Annotated in this window: 15 protein-coding genes; 9 read left to right on the top strand and 6 right to left on the bottom strand. The window is 43.2% G+C overall.

The window, feature by feature from the left end; translation table 11 throughout:
- Positions 1–64: 64 nt before the first annotated feature.
- Entirely contained in the window at positions 65–826 is a 762-nt protein-coding gene (locus tag QWZ04_RS17750) for a DUF1853 family protein (protein WP_290329596.1), read from the top strand.
- 78 nt (positions 827–904) lie between these two features.
- Here QWZ04_RS17750 and pgm read toward each other — a convergent pair whose 3' ends face one another.
- Both pgm and seqA read right to left on the bottom strand, forming a co-directional pair.
- Positions 905–2551, bottom strand: coding sequence for a phosphoglucomutase (alpha-D-glucose-1,6-bisphosphate-dependent) (gene pgm, locus QWZ04_RS17745; RefSeq protein ID WP_290329595.1), 1647 nt, complete (start codon positions 2549–2551; stop codon positions 905–907).
- Between the two features lie 136 nt (positions 2552–2687).
- Complete coding sequence (gene seqA / locus QWZ04_RS17740) at positions 2688–3230, bottom strand: replication initiation negative regulator SeqA (RefSeq protein WP_290329594.1); 543 nt, start codon at positions 3228–3230, stop codon at positions 2688–2690.
- 191 nt (positions 3231–3421) lie between these two features.
- Between seqA and QWZ04_RS17735 the strand changes: the two genes are divergently transcribed.
- From QWZ04_RS17735 to fldA, 3 genes are all read left to right on the top strand, one after another.
- Complete coding sequence (locus tag QWZ04_RS17735; RefSeq protein ID WP_290329593.1) at positions 3422–4189, top strand: alpha/beta fold hydrolase; 768 nt, start codon at positions 3422–3424, stop codon at positions 4187–4189.
- A 125-nt stretch (positions 4190–4314) separates the two neighbouring features.
- The gene (locus QWZ04_RS17730; RefSeq protein ID WP_290329592.1) at positions 4315–4536 is read left to right on the top strand and encodes a DUF2788 domain-containing protein; all 222 of its coding nucleotides are present in this window, start codon (positions 4315–4317) and stop codon (positions 4534–4536) included.
- A 93-nt stretch (positions 4537–4629) separates the two neighbouring features.
- Positions 4630–5163 carry a flavodoxin FldA gene (gene fldA, locus QWZ04_RS17725; protein WP_290329591.1) on the top strand — a complete coding sequence of 178 codons (534 nt, stop codon included), beginning with the start codon at positions 4630–4632 and terminating at the stop codon, positions 5161–5163.
- Between the two features lie 140 nt (positions 5164–5303).
- On the opposite strand, the gene QWZ04_RS17720 is transcribed toward fldA, so the two are convergent.
- Entirely contained in the window at positions 5304–5786 is a 483-nt protein-coding gene (locus QWZ04_RS17720) for a DUF4442 domain-containing protein (RefSeq protein WP_290329590.1), read from the bottom strand.
- 177 nt (positions 5787–5963) lie between these two features.
- Between QWZ04_RS17720 and fcrX the strand changes: the two genes are divergently transcribed.
- Positions 5964–6413: a ferric iron uptake transcriptional regulator FcrX gene (gene fcrX / locus QWZ04_RS17715; RefSeq protein WP_290329589.1), complete on the top strand. Its 450-nt coding sequence runs from the start codon at positions 5964–5966 to the stop codon at positions 6411–6413.
- 113 nt (positions 6414–6526) lie between these two features.
- On the opposite strand, the gene glnS is transcribed toward fcrX, so the two are convergent.
- Both glnS and nagE read right to left on the bottom strand, forming a co-directional pair.
- Positions 6527–8197, bottom strand: coding sequence for a glutamine--tRNA ligase (gene glnS, locus QWZ04_RS17710; RefSeq protein WP_290329588.1), 1671 nt, complete (start codon positions 8195–8197; stop codon positions 6527–6529).
- Between the two features lie 172 nt (positions 8198–8369).
- The gene (nagE, locus tag QWZ04_RS17705; RefSeq protein ID WP_290329587.1) at positions 8370–9926 is read right to left on the bottom strand and encodes an N-acetylglucosamine-specific PTS transporter subunit IIBC; all 1557 of its coding nucleotides are present in this window, start codon (positions 9924–9926) and stop codon (positions 8370–8372) included.
- A gap of 760 nt (positions 9927–10686) precedes the next feature.
- Between nagE and nagA the strand changes: the two genes are divergently transcribed.
- The 4 genes from nagA (at position 10687) to asnB (ending at position 16655) form a co-directional block, all read left to right on the top strand.
- The gene (gene nagA, locus QWZ04_RS17700; protein ID WP_290329586.1) at positions 10687–11823 is read left to right on the top strand and encodes an N-acetylglucosamine-6-phosphate deacetylase; all 1137 of its coding nucleotides are present in this window, start codon (positions 10687–10689) and stop codon (positions 11821–11823) included.
- A gap of 2 nt (positions 11824–11825) precedes the next feature.
- Positions 11826–13040 carry a DNA-binding transcriptional regulator NagC gene (gene nagC / locus QWZ04_RS17695; RefSeq protein ID WP_290329585.1) on the top strand — a complete coding sequence of 405 codons (1215 nt, stop codon included), beginning with the start codon at positions 11826–11828 and terminating at the stop codon, positions 13038–13040.
- A 78-nt stretch (positions 13041–13118) separates the two neighbouring features.
- Entirely contained in the window at positions 13119–14702 is a 1584-nt protein-coding gene (locus QWZ04_RS17690; RefSeq protein ID WP_290329584.1) for a cation:proton antiporter family protein, read from the top strand.
- A gap of 288 nt (positions 14703–14990) precedes the next feature.
- Positions 14991–16655, top strand: coding sequence for an asparagine synthase B (asnB, locus tag QWZ04_RS17685; protein ID WP_290329583.1), 1665 nt, complete (start codon positions 14991–14993; stop codon positions 16653–16655).
- A 104-nt stretch (positions 16656–16759) separates the two neighbouring features.
- Here asnB and rfaH read toward each other — a convergent pair whose 3' ends face one another.
- Complete coding sequence (gene rfaH / locus QWZ04_RS17680; protein ID WP_290329582.1) at positions 16760–17278, bottom strand: transcription/translation regulatory transformer protein RfaH; 519 nt, start codon at positions 17276–17278, stop codon at positions 16760–16762.
- Positions 17279–17567 lie beyond the last annotated feature (289 nt).

The raw sequence follows: 17567 nt of genomic DNA, 5'->3' as shown, positions 1-17567 counted from the left end.
TGTGCTAATGGATTATTTATAACAATTCCATGCTAAATTGTCGAAAATTAAAGGGAAGATTACGATGGAGAGAGACAATCTGGTGCGGTGGGTACAAACCCGCCCTTCAATACTGAAGGAAAAGGCACCCGTGGTAGGCGATTCACCCTTTTCAGATCTAACAATTGATGAACTCCCCTCTTACCTACCACATTCTCGCCTCGGCTTTGTCTACCAAGATGTCTGTACCCAATTATTTAACCTATCCACCGTTTATCAAATTAAAGCGGAAGAGATCCAGTTATTTGATCAAAAACGCACGATCGGTGCGATCGATTTTATCATTAACAACTTACAGCGTTCACAATTGGAACATTGGGAGGTAGCGGTGAAATTTTACCTGCTGCACGAATCCAAGTGGTTTGGACCTAACGCAGCAGATCGCCTCGATATAAAGTTAGATAGAATGTTGAATCATCAACTGAAAATGTCGACGAGTCAGCCATTTATTGAACGGTATCCAAACTGGAAAAATATTGAGCCTAAACTGCTCATGCAAGGCCGATTACATATCAACCCATTTACGCCGGAGTCCGCCCCCTCGCACTGCCTAGGTTATGAGATAAATCCAGTGTCCATTGACGGGTTTTGGTGCTTTTATTCCCAACGACATCTTATTGAGTCGGCACTCTATCCGCTCACGAAAATACAATGGACCACAGGAACTCAGGATTACACAGATCCAATCCCCTCACTTTCCGAAAAGCGAGTGACCTACGCACAAACCGCCAACCACGAGTTCTGGTTTATTGTGCCTGATGATTGGCCAAATAACGTTCGAGATTAGTCGATGATGAAAGTCGCACAAATAAAAAAGGTGACCTCATTGGTCACCTTTATATCAATGAATCCAGCAGAGGCTAAATTATAATCCAGCCTGCTTAAACACTTGATTTACAATTTCTTGTGCTTCTTTTTCAATCGCTTTCAGGTGTTCTTTGCCTTTAAAGCTCTCACAGTAGATTTTATACACATCTTCAGTACCTGATGGGCGCGCTGCAAACCAGCCGTTTTCCGTCGTGACTTTAAGGCCACCAATCGCCGCACCATTACCAGGAGCATGAGTCAGACGAGCGGTGATTACTTCACCTGCAAGCATTTCTGCTGACACCATGTCCGGAGACAGTTTCTTCAAGATGTTTTTCTGCTCAGTGTTCGCAACCGCTTGAATGCGGTTGTATTCCGATTCACCGTGTTTTGCTGCAAGCTCTTCGTAGTACTGTTGAGGGTTCTTGCCCGTTACTGCGGTAATTTCAGCAGCTAATAGGCATAAGAGGATGCCATCTTTGTCCGTAGACCAAGGCGTTCCGTCTTTACGAAGGAATGATGCACCAGCACTTTCTTCACCACCGAAACCAAACGAGCCTTCATACAAGCCATCAACAAACCATTTAAAACCAACAGGCACTTCGCACAACTCACGCCCCAGATCAGCAACAACGCGGTCAATAAGAGCACTAGACACCAACGTTTTACCAACCGCCACGTCTTTACCCCAACCTTCGCGGTTACGGTACAAGTAATCGATGCACACTGCTAAGAAGTGATTTGGGTTCATCAGACCTTTTGGTGTCACGATGCCATGACGATCGTAATCTGGGTCGTTACCAAACGCTAAGTCGTAATCATCTTTTAATGCCAACAAACCCGCCATTGCATACGGTGATGAACAATCCATTCGGATCGCGCCATCTTTATCCAATGACATAAACTGGAAAGACGGATCAATGGCTTCACTAACCAGTGTTAGATCAAGATTGTATGTTTGACCAATCTGACGCCAGTAATCAATGCCACTGCCACCTAATGGATCGACGCCTAATTTAAGGCCCGCTTTCTGGATCGCCTCGATATCAACAACATTTGATAAGTCATCAATGTAAGGTTTAACTAAATCAACATCTATCAGTAGCTCAGATTGTTTCGCCAGTGTAATCGGTGTGCGTTTCACACCTTGTAAACCCTCGGCAATCAATACATTCGCACGGTCTTCAATCGCCTGAGTCAGTTCAGCTTCAGCAGGACCACCGTGAGTTGGGTTGTATTTGATACCACCATCTTGAGGCGGATTATGAGACGGAGTAATAACAATCCCGTCCGCTTTTAGCTCATTGTTCAAGTTATGAGTCAAAATCGCGTGTGAAATCCCAGGGGTCGGTGTAAAGCCATTATCTTGCTGAATAATGACTTGAACGCCATTAGCAATCAGTACTTCGATTGTGCTGGTGAACGCCGGCTCAGACAAAGCATGAGTGTCTTTGCCTAAAAATAACGGGCCTTTGGTACCCTTCTCAGCACGAACTTCCGCAACGGCTTGAGCAATCGCTAGGATATGATCTTCATTAAATGAATGCTTGTCGGCCGTACCACGGTGACCAGAGGTACCAAATTGAACTTTATGGTCTGCATTTTTTGCATCTGGTTTTAAAATAAAGTAGTTAGCAACAAGCGCCGGAATGTTGTGTAAATCTTCTTGCTGAGCTTTTTGCCCCGCACGAGGATGAATAGCCATAAGTATTTCCTTATTTTATAGTTTTTTTGCAAACTGAAGCCAAACTAATAAGTCGTTATAATATTCTTACCGGTCTGAATACAAAAAAACCTCATACTGACTAACTTGTCATTATGAGGTTTTGTGTCTGCGAAGATTAAATCGAACTGCACACCTTTTCGATTAAATCACTCTGGAATCCCATCCGCTCCATCAGTTGGTCGACCATCTGCCGTTTTCGGTTGGTGTTATTATTGGTGATAACCCAGAAAGGTGTACGTGGAATTTGTCGAGGTTTCGTCGTTTTACCACCCGCTAACAATGTTTCTTCATTGTCTGCAAAGTAAACGCGTGTTCTGCCTTTGACTTGAGTCGCTTCAGCAAAACTTGAGGTATTCAATCTGTACAGTGTAGACAAAACAAGCAAGAAACGGTCAATCGCTTTCTCTTTGCTTGCAAGCTCATCTGAAATGAGCAGCGTTCTCATTTCTTTTACGCTGTCGACGACTTGATCTTTTACGGCTTCTTTACTGACGACGATCCCTGCTTTTTTAGGGGATGCCGATCCAGTAATGGCAAGTGCTGCTTGTTGATCAACATTCAAAAGGCGGCGCAGTATATCTGATGCACTCTCACCAATATGTTGTGTTTGACCCGCAATATAAAGGTATAGATCCTCATCAACCTCAATTGTTTTCATTCGCTTCCACAATCTCAATATTTAAACTCTTGGAGATTATACTCAAACCACTTAAAGATGCTAGCTCATAGAGGATTTATTAATTGAGATTAAAACGGCTTTAGACGGGCAATTTGTTCGTGCTACTCTATGCCTTAACATAACGTCAACATTGACCAATCACATTAAAGTACTTGTCGAGAACCGAATTCATGTCAGCACTACTGAATCACAAACTGCAAGGTAAAGGCGATACGATCGTTCTGATCCATGGTCTATTTGGCAGCCTAGATAACCTTGGGTTATTAGCTCGCGATCTGAGCACGGATCATCAAGTGTTAAGTCTAGACCTACGCAATCACGGACTTTCTTTTCAAAGTGACGAACATAACTATGAATTAATGGCTCAAGATGTAAAACATCTACTTGCCGATCTCCAACTCGATAACGTTACACTTATTGGACATTCAATGGGCGGTAAAGTCGCCATGACATTAGCGGCAATGATCCCAAACCTAATAGATAAACTGATTGTCCTTGATATGGCACCTGTGCATTACCACGAGCGCCGACATGACAATGTATTAGCTGGTTTAGAAGCCGTCATTGCTCAACAACCTAAGTCACGCTCAGAAGCAATGACGATATTAGGGCAACATATTGAAATGGAAGGTGTGCGTCAATTTTTAGGTAAATCGATGGCAAAGGTCGGCGATTTCATTTCATGGCGTTTCAACGTGGCTTCCCTGAAAGCCAACTACCTCAACATTTTAGGGTGGAATGAGGTTACGCCCATCAGTGCCCCTACCCTGTTTATTAAAGGCGCCAATTCCGATTACTTAACCGAAGCACATCAACAAGCGGTCGCTCGACAATTCAAGAATGTCAAAGCCCACGTAATCGCTAACACTGGCCATTGGCTCCATGCGGAAAAACCTAACGATGTATTACGTATTATCCGCCGTTTTATGAATAAATAACGAAAGTTGACGCAATGCTCTATGGTTTTCTTTGCCTTATCTTCCATCATAGGCAGAGAACATTTTCGGATTCAAACTAATAATGATATAGTTCGGCCAGCTAAAAATTGACTAAAAGGAACGTCATGCTTTACGACTACATGAATTTGCTTGAGTCCATTGGTCTCGACCTCTTATTTGCCGCTATCTTTTTTCTCATTGGTATGGCAATCAAAGACGTACTTAAGCAGGGTAATGTTCCCCCATTCGGACGTCGTGTAGTTTGGCTCGTTCTTTTCTTAGGTTGTGCTGGTTTCATTGTTAAAGGGCTTATCCAAATCAGTTGGGAAGGCACTGGATTAGGTTAACCACACCTGATCGTCAACATTAAACAGAAAATCTGTATAAACCGAGAGTCAGTATTAATCGTAAACTGTCACGAAAAAATAGGTACTCATTCTATGGCAAGTGTAGGACTCTTCTTTGGCAGCGATACCGGTAACACCGAAGCTGTCGCTAAGATGATTCAAAAACAACTCGGCAAAAAACTTGTTCACGTGCAAGATATTGCAAAAAGTAGCAAAGAAGATATTGATAACTTCGATTTGCTGCTACTTGGTATCCCTACTTGGTACTATGGCGAAGCTCAGTGTGATTGGGATGATTTCTTTCCTGAATTAGAAGCAATCGACTTTTCTACCAAACTAGTCGCAATTTTCGGTTGTGGTGATCAAGAAGATTACGCTGAATACTTCTGTGATGCGATGGGTACAATTCGCGATATCGTTGAAGCTAAAGGCGGTACTATCATTGGTGCTACATCAACTGATGGTTATGAATTCGAAGCATCTAAAGGCCTTGTCGAAGGCGACGAAAGCCAATTCGTTGGTCTATGCATCGATGAAGACCGTCAACCTGAATTGACCGATGAACGCGTTAAGACTTGGGTTAACTCTCTGTACGAAGACATGTGTCTTGCAGAGTTAGAAGATTAATCAAGGTAACGCCGTGAATCAAAAAACCTCCAACTCGGAGGTTTTTTTGTGCCTGGATTTTACATGACAAGCGGTATCGATATTCATTGCTCAACCTCTATGAGTTAAGTGTTGTAAACATCAGTTAAACATTCTCGATACTATTCTTCGCGATACTGCGGCTTTTTACGAACGTAGAGCTTGCGGTGCACTTCGGATACGACATTACCGTCAGTATCTTTAACGTGAATAACGAATTCAGGAAAGCATTTCTCTCCCCTTGCCGTCACTTCAAATATCTCATCTAACTGGCCTTGGGTAATTTGGAAATCAGCATGTAGATCGCTTTTACCTGGTGCGATAAAGTTAATGCTCGCTTCTTTATCCCATACAAAATATTCTTCGCCTAAAATGCCCATTAACATCAACGAATAAACAGGGTCCGTCACTGAAAAGATACTGCCACCATACTGAGTGCGATTGGCATTCTTGTTCCACCAACGTAGCTTCAAATGCATGTTCACTTCTCGAAAGTCTTCGCTGATGTTTTTAATGCGAATCCCAGCCCCCCAAAATGGCGGCCATATATTTAGTGCAAAGCGAACAATTCCGGGTTTGTATATCTTGGCTAGCTTCTTATCCATAAGTCCCATGTTAATAATTTGTTACTGGTATGACCACAATATCCGTGATTTGACGCTAATTTACAAGCATTGTTTATTAACCCTTTGAAGTTCGTGGTTTATTGTTACATTCTAGTAGCCTATAATGTTTGGCAATTACGACTTCTGTATTTGCTGCAGATCTAGACAGGAAACACTATGCCAGATAATAACCAAGCACTAAAAGAAGCTGGACTCAAAGTAACTCTACCTCGACTTAAGATCTTGGAAGTGCTTCAGCAGCCTGACTGCCAACACATCAGCGCAGAAGAGCTATATAAGAAACTGATCGATTTAGGTGAAGAAATCGGCCTCGCTACCGTTTACCGAGTGCTAAACCAATTTGATGATGCAGGTATTGTAACCCGACACCATTTTGAAGGCGGTAAATCCGTATTCGAATTAGCAAGCCAACATCACCATGATCACTTGGTGTGCTTGGACTGTGGTCAAGTTATTGAGTTTTCAGACGATCTTATCGAAGAACGTCAAAAAGAAATTGCTGAAAGATTTAACGTTACGTTAACGAATCACAGCTTATACTTATACGGTAAGTGTGGTGATGGTTCTTGTAAAGATAATCCAGATGCGCACAAACCAAAAAAATAATCGCTCCTAGCGAAAACTGACGACGAAACGTGACTGTTAGTTAAAAATAGATATAAAAAAACGCTGGTCAATACCAGCGTTTTTTATTGTCTAGAGATAAGCCAACCAATAAATTAGTTAGACTCTACTTTAGCCCACGTGTCGCGTAATCCAACCGTACGATTGAAAACTAACTTGTCTGCCGCCGAGTCCTTAGAATCAACACAGAAGTAGCCAGTTCGCTCAAACTGTAGTCCATGTTCAGCTTCAGCAGTCACTAAGCTAGGCTCCACTACACCTTGACATATTGCTAAAGAATCAGGGTTAATCACCGCTTTAAAGTCTTCTTCCGCAGCTGGATTCGGCACGGTAAACAAGCGGTCATATAAGCGAATTTCAGCAGGAACGCCTTTATCAGCAGAAACCCAATGGATCACACCTTTCACCTTGCGGCCATCTGCTGGGTTTTTACCTAAGGTTTCATCATCATAGCTACAGAAAATAGTTGTGATGTTGCCTTGATCGTCTTTTTCAATGCGTTCTGCTTTGATAACGTAAGCACCACGTAGGCGCACTTCTTTACCTAGAACCAGACGCTTGTATTTCTTGTTCGCTTCTTCACGGAAGTCATCTTGTTCAATAAAAACTTCGCGAGTGAACGGCACTTCACGGCTACCCATTTCAGGCTTGTTCGGGTGATTCGCTACGTTTAGCGTTTCAACCTGACCTTCAGGGAAATTTTCAATCACAATGCGAATTGGATCCAACACAGCCATTGCTCGTGGAGCATTTTCGTTTAGGTCATCACGAATACAAGATTCTAATGAGCCAAACTCAATCATATTTTCTTGTTTGGTCACACCAATACGCGTACAGAACTCGCGAATAGAAGCAGAAGTGAAGCCACGACGACGTAAACCAGAGATAGTCGGCATACGAGGATCATCCCAGCCATTAACCAAGTTTTCTGATACCAGCTGGTTTAGCTTACGCTTAGACATCACTGTATATTCAAGATTCAGGCGACTAAACTCATATTGGCGCGGTTGAACTTGGATCGTAATGTTGTCCAGAACCCAGTCGTATAAACGGCGGTTATCTTGGAACTCAAGCGTACAAATAGAGTGAGTAATGCCCTCTAACGCATCAGAAATACAGTGCGTGAAGTCATACATTGGGTAAATACACCACTTATCACCTGTTTGGTGGTGAGTAGCAAAACGGACACGATAGAGCACAGGATCTCGCATCACCATAAACGGTGACGTCATATCGATTTTTGCACGCAAACACGCTTGACCTTCTTTGAATCCGCCATCGCGCATTTTTTCAAACAAAGCTAAATTTTCTTCAACGCTGCGATCGCGGTACGGGCTGTGCTGGCCTGGTGCTTTTAATGTGCCGCGGTATTCACGAATTTGCTCAGGACTTAGCTCGTCAACGTACGCTAAGCCTTTATTAATTAATTCCACTGCGTACTCGAACAGCTTATCGAAGTAGTTTGATGAATAACAAATATCACCACTCCACTCAAAGCCTAACCAGTTCACATCGTTTTTAATCGACTCTACGTATTCAATGTCTTCTTTTTCAGGGTTGGTATCGTCAAAGCGAAGGTTACACTGCCCTTGATAGTCTTGAGCAATACCAAAGTTCAGGCAGATAGATTTAGCGTGGCCGATATGCAAGTAACCATTTGGTTCAGGCGGGAATCGGGTATGCACACTGTTATGTTTGCCTTCAGCTAAATCACCATCAATGATTTGGCGAATAAAGTTTGATGGACGAGACTCAGCTTCACTCATCTAGACACCTCTAAGTTTTAGTATTGTCATAATTTATAGACGCTCATGATCCACAATTCTTACCTATTACACAACTGAAATGGACATGAAAATAGCAAAATAAGCATCGATTGAACGAAAAATGCCTCCCATAAGGGAGGCATTTGATTAATAACTAACGCTTAATGAGTGATTAAGGTAGTTTTACATCAGATAGGTCTTCACCAGGACCGATTGCTTTCATTTCGCCAGCAACGATTTCAGCAAGTGGACCAAGGATAACTTGTAGGTTGTTTTCGCCAAGCTTAACAACACCTTTCGCACCTAGTCTCTTAAGTACTGCTTCGTCAGCTAGAGAGCGGTCTTTAAGAGTAAGACGTAGACGCGTAATACATGCATCAATAGATGTTAGGTTATCGTGACCACCTAGCGCCTTAAGGTATTGACGCGCAACGTCACCTTTTGGAGCGTCAGCAGCAGGAGCTACAGCTTCGTCATCATCTTCACGGCCAGGCGATTTCAAGTTGAATGCGCGGATAGCGAAAGAGAAAGTAAAGAAGTATAGAGCACCGAAGCCTAGACCAATTATTAGAAGCGTAACTGGTTTAGTTGCTAGACCCCAGTTCAATACGAAGTCGATAAGACCTGCAGAGAAACCGAATCCGTGAAGCGTACCGAACATGTTAGCAACAACAAGCGCTAGACCAGTAAATACTGCGTGTAGAGCGTATAGTGCAGGCGCTAGGAATACGAACATGAATTCTAGAGGCTCTGTGATACCCGTTAGGAATGAACAGAAAGCTACTGAGAATAGTGCGCCACCAACTTGGTTACGTTTTTCAGCTGGAGCTGCAAGGTACATAGCAAGTGCTGCACCTGGAAGACCAAACATCATTACTGGGAAGAAACCGTTCATGAATACGCCAGCGCCTTTGTCGCCGCCGAAGTAACGGTGTAGGTCACCAGATTTAACTGTTTCAGTTACTTCTTTAACTACAGTTGTAATTTCAGGAGTTACTGAGTTAGCAAAAGTAAATGTGTGCTCTTGGCCAACAACAAGCGTTTTCGCTAGTGTTGGGTCAACACATAGTTGAGTGATGCCTTCGAATGCGCCTTGACCTGCAACGATGATCTCTTGACAAGTACCCATACCAAACCAGAAGTAAGAGTTAAGTACGTGGTGAAGACCAACAGGGATAAGAGCACGGTTAAGCGTACCGTATACGAACTGACCGATAGCGCCAGAAGTAGATACAGCGTGCGCTAGTGCATCAAGGCCGCCTTGGATTGAAGGCCATACAACGCCACCGATTGCACCAGCAACAAGAGCGAAAAGACCTGCCATGATAGGTACTAAACGCTTACCAGAGAAGAATGCAAGCCACTCAGGAAGACGAGTTGTGCTAAATGCATTGTAACAGTGACCCGCGATGATACCTGCGAAGATACCGCCGAAGAAAGACATGTTAACTGATTCGTCGATTGTTGTTGCTGTAGCAGTAAGAACGAAGTAAGAAACCGCACCAGCAAGACCTGCTGCACCGTTACCATCTTTCGCCAAACCAATTGCGATACCCAAACCAAATAGCAGTGGAAGGTTACCGAAGATTGCACCACCAGCTTGCGCCATGAATGCGATGTCTAGTAGGTCACCTTGACCTAAACGTAGTAACAACGCTGCGATTGGTAGCGTTGCGATAGGAAGCATTAAAGCTTTACCTAGTTTTTGCGCATATCCGAGAATATTCACCGTAAGTTCCCCCTATAGGAATTTTTTTTAATATTAGACATGAGCCACTTAATTTGGCCGCTCAATTTAGTCCTGTTCAGTGTATTCCATTAATTTTGCCCCGCAAATTAAAACGTCATCATTTGTGATCATAGTCACCCGTTTGAGGTCTGTGCGAGTGAATTTGCTAGCGAGATCATAAAACTTATTTTATCATTCGAAAGAATAGCCAATTGGCAATAAAGTCTTATAGAGAAATGAGACCAACAGTAGAGCAATGTGAGACTTGTTTCTTGAGTATAAATATGATGTTCAGGCTTAACTGGTAAAGCCAATATTACAATTAGAATCAATAGGTTCAGGGAATGAATAACTATTTAGATTGCATTTTCGTAGTGCGTAAACTCAGTTTTTGTCGTTAAAGTAAACGATTACTTAGACTTCATAAACCGAATAAAGAAAGCGTCTTGCCATACCCCTTTCTATGCAGAAGGGCCACTGACAAGCCTGATTGCATCACGAGTAACTACGAAAGTTTTACGAATACAAGCATCTTTAATAATGCTTTTATTCAATAAGATAAGGGCAAATTGTCACTTAAAACGTAACAGGTGGTTAGTCAGAGCAAAATGGCTCTGTAGACGACAAATGCCCATAATTCAAATTTTCGCTTTTTGACGGCCCATTACTTGCCATTGATTGGTAAGTTAACGGCATAAAAATTAGTAACTCCCTTGAACAAACGAGGGAAAGACAAAAACTTTAGGTAAGGACATAAACTATGTATGCACTAACGAACTGTAAGATTTATACAGGAAGCGATGTTTTAGACAATCACGCTGTTATTATTAACGACTCAAACATCGATAAAGTGTGCCCTATCGCTGAGCTACCGAACGATATAAAAACCATTGACCTTAACGGAGCTAATGTAAGCCCTGGCTTTATTGACCTACAATTAAACGGTTGTGGCGGCGTGATGCTCAATGATGAAATCACCGCTCAAACGATGCAAATCATGCACGAAGCAAACCTTAAGTCAGGCTGTACTAGCTACTTACCAACGTTAATCACCTCTTCAAACGAAGACATGCGCGCATCGGTTGCTGCAGCTCGTGAATACCAAGCAAAATATCAAAATCAATCGTTGGGCTTACATCTTGAAGGTCCATACCTAAACGTAATGAAAAAAGGCATTCATAGCGTCGATCACATCCGCCGTTCAGACGACGATATGATTAACTTCATTTGTGAAAACGCCGATGTGGTTACCAAAGTGACTCTAGCACCTGAACTCAATGCCCCTGAGCACATCGAAAAACTCAAAGCGGCTGGCATCATCGTAGCAATCGGCCACACTAACGCGACTTACGCTGAAGCCCGTAAAGGTTTCCAAGCAGGTATTACATTCGCAACTCATTTATTCAATGCAATGACACCAATCGCAGGCCGCGAACCAGGTGTTGTAGGTGCGATATACGATACGCCTGAAGTATACGCTGGCGTGATTGCTGATGGTTTCCATGTAGACTACGCAAACATTCGAATTGCGCACAAAATCAAGGGCGAAAAGCTCGTATTAGTGACCGATGCCACAGCTCCTGCAGGTGCTGACATGGAATACTTTATTTTTGTTGGTAAGAAAGTATATTACCGTGATGGTAAGTGTGTTGATGAAAACGGCACACTAGGCGGCTCAGCTTTAACCATGATCGAAGCAGTTCAGAATACTGTTGAGCACGTTGGTATCGCTTTGGACGAAGCTTTGCGTATGGCTACCTTGTATGCTGCTCAAGCAATTGGAGTAGAGAACAAGTTAGGCCGAGTTAAAAAAGGTATGGTTGCTAACCTTGCTATTTTTGATCGTGACTTCAATGTCAAAGCGACAGTAGTTAACGGACAATACGAGCAAAATTAAGTATGAATGGCGGACAAATCGGTAACGTAGACTTAGTCAAACAACTCAACAGTGCAGCGGTTTACCGCTTGATTGATCAGCAAGGCCCGATTTCTCGAATTCAGGTCGCTGATGTAAGTCAACTTGCACCAGCAAGTGTTACAAAAATAACCCGCCAACTTCTAGAACGCGGCCTAATAAAAGAGGTCGCGCAGCAGGCGTCTACCGGTGGTAGGCGTGCTATTTCACTCACCACTGAAGTCGAACCTTTTCATTCAATAGCGATTCGAATCGGCCGTGATTACTTACATTTGGGTCTTTATAACCTAGGTGGCAAAGAAATTCTTAAAGAACATTTAGAGTTTCACTACACCAATCAAGTCCAGTTGATTGAAAGCTTAGTTAAACATATCCAACGTTTCTTACAGGCGCATGACACGAGCATCGAGCAACTCATCGCGATAGGTGTTTCTCTTCCTGGTTTAGTGAACCCTGAAACCGGTGTTGTCGAGTACATGCCGAATACAGATATCGATAACCTAGCATTAGGCGACATCATAAGAGATACCTTCAACGTAGAGTGCTTTGTTGGTAACGATGTAAGAGGCATGGCCCTTGCAGAACACTATTTCGGTGCAAGCCGAGATTGCAAAGATTCGATCTTGGTCAGCGTTCAAGGTGGTACGGGGTCTGGTATCATTGTTAACGGCCAAGTCTTTTTGGGCTCGAATCGAAACGTAGGCGAAGTCGGCCATATTCAGATCGACCCATTAGGCGATAAATGCCAATGTGGAAACTTCGGTTGCTTAGAAACCGTTGCCGCGAATCCAGCCATTATCAACACGGTACAGACACGTTTAGACCAAGGTTATCCGTCATCTTTAGCAACCGCGCCTGCGATAACCATGGATGCAATATGTCAGCATGCATTGCAAGGCGACGAGCTGGCTTCACAGAGCTTAATTCGTGTTGGTAACCAGTTAGGTAAAGCCATTGCTATTACCATCAACTTGTTCAACCCTCAAAAGATAGTAATTGCCGGCAATATTACTAAAGCAAAAGACATCATTTTCCCTGCGATTACTCGTAACGTCGAAACCCAATCACTGACAACGTTCCACACGGGATTGCCAATTGTGCCATCCATGTTGGACGAACAACCTGCAATGGGCGCCTTCGCAATGATTAAGCGTGCGATGTTAAATGGCGTTTTGTTACAGAAAATACTTGAAGAATAACAAGTTAAAGGCTTCAATCTACGGGTCGCATGTAATGCGGCCCGTTTTTTTATTTAATTCAGGATAAGTTGACTGATTATGGACATCGTTTTAATTTCCGTTGCGTTTGTGGCTGGTTTTATCGCACTCAAGTGCCAATTACCCCCACTTGTCGGCTTTTTGATTGCCGGGTTCGGGCTCAATGCCGCTGGATTTCAATCCAATGAAACAATCATCACCTTGTCTGATCTAGGTGTGACCTTACTACTATTCACGATTGGCTTGAAACTTGACGTTAAAACCCTTCTAGCAAAAGAGATTTGGGCCGGCGCATCTATCCATAACTTATTATCAACGTGTTTCTTCACTTGTGCGCTGCTGGGTTTTAAAATCCTCGGCGTCACGATGCTGGCTGACATGGCCATCGATCAAATTATCCTACTTGGATTCGCATTGTCCTTTTCGAGTACGGTTTTTGCCGTTAAGAGCTTGCAAGAAAAAGGGGATATGAACGCCACGTATGGCACATTGGCCATCGGTATCTTAGTCATGCAAGATATCTTCGCGGTTATCTTCTTAACCGTATCTACAGGTAAGATCCCAGAATGGTACGCGGTTATCTTATTTGCCCTCCCCTTTGTTCGTCCGCTATTCTACAAAGTGCTCGACTGGGTAGGCCATGGCGAAATGCTCGTGCTTTCCGGAGTGTTTTTCGCACTGGTTGTCGGAGCTGGCCTTTTTGATGCGGTTGGCATGAAAGCCGATTTAGGAGCCCTAATACTCGGCATGATGCTCGCTGGGCATAAGAAGGCCTCTGAACTTTCTAAGTCTTTGTTCAACTTAAAAGAACTGTTCCTCGTTTGCTTTTTCCTCAACATTGGGCTTGCAGAACAGCCGACCGTAGCCGGTTTCACAATGGCTATTCTGTTCTTGGTCTTGTTACCGGTTAAAGGATTACTGTATTTTTATATCGTCCATCAATTCAAATTCCGAGTTCGAACCTCACTATTAGCTTCTCTATCACTTTTTAACTACAGCGAATTCGGTCTTATTGTGGGTGGTTTGGCCTATAAGATGGGATGGCTTTCAGGCGATGTACTCGTCTCCATCGCCATTGCAGTTTCCTTATCATTTATTATTGCGGCCCCGATAAATCGCTTCGGTCATGAAATTTATCGACGCAGCTCCAAATGGCTTAAAGAGGTCGCAGCAGAAAAGCTTCACGCTAAAGATCAACTCATTAACCCTGGTCACGCGCAGGTGCTGATTTTAGGCATGGGCCGTATCGGGTCTGGAGCCTATGATGAAATCAGGCAGCGCTACGGGAAAATAAGCCTTGGCGTCGAAGTGAGACCCGACGCTGCTCAGGTACATCGTAACCATGGCCGTAACGTAATTGAGGGCGATGCAACGGACCCAGATTTTTGGGAGCGCATCCTAGATACGGCAAACGTTAAATTGGTGTTGCTTGCCATGCCGCACCACTTAGGTAACCAAACCGCATTGGAGCAGTTACAAATACGTAATTTCCAAGGCCAAGTAGCGGCCATTGCTGAATACTCAGATCAACTTGAAGAGTTAGAACGAGAGGGAGTTGACGCCGCATTCAACATCTATAGTGAAGCCGGTAGCGGTTTCGCACGCCACGTATGTGAACAGTTAAAGCCCGACTTTAAGCTTTAGTGTTTATCTTTTCTATTATTATACCTGGGGCTAATACTCTTTTAGTGCCAGGTCATTTTTGTCACAAAAATCGTTAACACACCTCATAATAGACCACTTCTACGTAACAACTGCTCAAATAATACCCTTAATTAAATTTCATTCACCAAAACAACGAATTCATTAAACTCCATTTAAAGCTAGGCGCTATTTATCATGTTTTTAATGGTTGTTGGTTGCTTTTTTTGTTGAAAGTGGCAAATTGAACTTAACGAAATCAAATGGATTTAGAATTTAGAGGTTAATGGTATGTGCTCAATTTTTGGCATCTTAGATATAAAGAGTGATCCTGCAGCATTGCGCCCTGTCGCATTAGAAATGTCTAAGAAGCTTAGACACCGAGGCCCTGATTGGTCGGGTATTTACGCTTCAGACAATGCAATCTTGGCTCACGAACGTTTAGCCATCGTCGGTCTAAATAGTGGAGCTCAACCGCTTTATAGCCAAGATAAAAAGCACATCCTCGCGGTTAATGGTGAAATCTACAACCATAAAGAGCTTCGCGCTCGTTACGAAGATAAGTTCGAATTCCAAACGGATTCTGACTGTGAAGTCATTCTTGCTCTGTACCAAGAACTTGGCGCGGATCTTTTAGAAGAGTTAAACGGCATCTTTGCTTTCGTTCTATACGATGAAGAAAAAGATCAGTACCTTGTTGGCCGCGATCACATTGGCATCATTCCCCTTTACCAAGGCTTTGACGAACACGGCAACTACTACGTTGCTTCAGAAATGAAAGCACTCGTTCCAGTTTGTAAGACTATTAGCGAGTTCCCTCCTGGCAGCTTCTACCGCAGTGAAGATGCTGAACCGGTGCGTTATTACAAGCGTGATTGGAACGAATATGCTGCAGTTCAAGGTAACAGTACAAGCAAAGAAGATTTAACCAAAGCATTGGAAGACGCAGTTAAGCGCCAGCTGATGACCGATGTTCCATACGGCGTGCTTCTTTCCGGAGGCTTAGATTCTTCAATTACATCAGCGGTTGCAAAAAAATACGCGGCGATGCGTATCGAAGATGACGAACAATCAGCAGCATGGTGGCCTCAACTTCACTCATTTGCTGTTGGCCTTGAAGGTGCCCCTGATCTTATCGCGGCACGTGATGTTGCTGATCAAATCGGAACCGTTCACCACGAAATGACCTACACCATTCAAGAAGGGCTGGATGCCATTCGCGATGTAATTTACCACATTGAAACCTACGACGTAACTACAATTCGTGCATCAACGCCTATGTACCTACTTGCTCGTAAAATAAAAGCAATGGGCATCAAAATGGTGTTGTCTGGTGAAGGTGCGGATGAAATTTTCGGTGGTTACTTGTACTTCCACAAAGCGCCAAACGCACAAGAATTCCATGAAGAAACCGTTCGTAAATTACTTGCTTTGAACATGTTTGACTGTGCGCGTGCGAACAAATCATTGGCTGCATGGGGTGTTGAGGGACGCGTGCCATTCTTAGATAAAGAATTCATAGACGTTGCTATGCGCCTAAACCCTGAAGATAAAATGTGTGGCAACGGTAAAATGGAAAAACACATTCTTCGTGAGTGCTTTGAGCACTATTTACCGAAGCAAATTGCATGGCGTCAAAAAGAACAGTTCTCTGATGGTGTTGGCTACGAGTGGATCGATACTCTAAAAGCGGTTGCGGAAGAGAAAGTAACAGACAAGCAGCTTGAAACAGCAGCATTCCGATTCCCATACAATACGCCAACGACCAAAGAAGGGTATTCTTACCGTGAAATCTTTGAAGAACTCTTCCCGCTAGAGTCTGCAGCTGAATGTGTACCAGGAGGCCCTTCTGTCGCTTGTTCATCAGCGAAAGCCATTGAGTGGGATGAGTCATTCAAAAACTGCGTAGACCCATCAGGAAGAGCAGTACAGGCTGTTCATAACGATGCATACTAACTAATACTCCTTTCATTTAGCAACAAATGACAGAGACTAAAAAGGGCACATTTTGTGCCCTTTTTAAATGCATAATTCTATGTATTTTGCCTTGCTGAGCGCTATCAGTCATCACTCTCTTGGTTCATATCAAGGTTATCATTTTCAATACTTACTGGAACAAGTTGATTGATCATGTTAACGAGCATGAAGGAGCGTTTATCTCCGTCAGGCTCTTGGTAAATCGCGGTAATGCCAGAAAATTGCCCTTCCAAGATGAGCATTTCATCACCCGCGCTTGGCATCTCAAGACGTTTTATGCCGTCTTCGGCCTCTAATTTTTCTAGCTTTTTCAATTCTGAAATCAAATCACCCTCGACTTCTTGAGGGTACGCGCCAAAACGAATAAAATCCGTAATACCACGAGTCGAACGAATGGTCGTAAAACTAGGACCGACTTCATAGTCGAATCGAACAAACACGTAGCCTGGGAACAATGGTTCACTCACAACCTGCTTTTTCTTTCTAAGCATTTTTTCTACTTCAATTTGTGGATAAAAACACTCCACATTTTGATTTTCTAGATGCATTTTTGCCCGCGCTTGTTCACCACGCTTGCAGTACACCAAATACCAACGTTTCATAAAGCCAACTACTTATAATTTTTATGTCATCCTAGCATTTTCACCACTTGGTTGAAATGCAATAATGGAAACATAGATTGCATAGGCACTCTCACTAACCCGAGGGGTATAGTGTCTTTGCAAACACCGCATGAACACTGCATTGTTTTCGTATCTATCGTCAAGGATTGCTACCACTCGGTAAGTATAGATACATAATGTTCGTTGTTGTCTAGCCGAAGACACCTTCACTCTGAATCGACACGATGTCGATTCGTCTACGATTGTCACTCCATGCTTTCTCTTTCCA

Source organism: Vibrio tapetis subsp. quintayensis, from assembly GCF_030409945.1.
GTDB lineage: Bacteria > Pseudomonadota > Gammaproteobacteria > Enterobacterales > Vibrionaceae > Vibrio > Vibrio quintayensis.
Note: the sequence above shows the minus strand (reverse complement) of the source record. Positions and strands in the feature narration are given on the sequence as shown.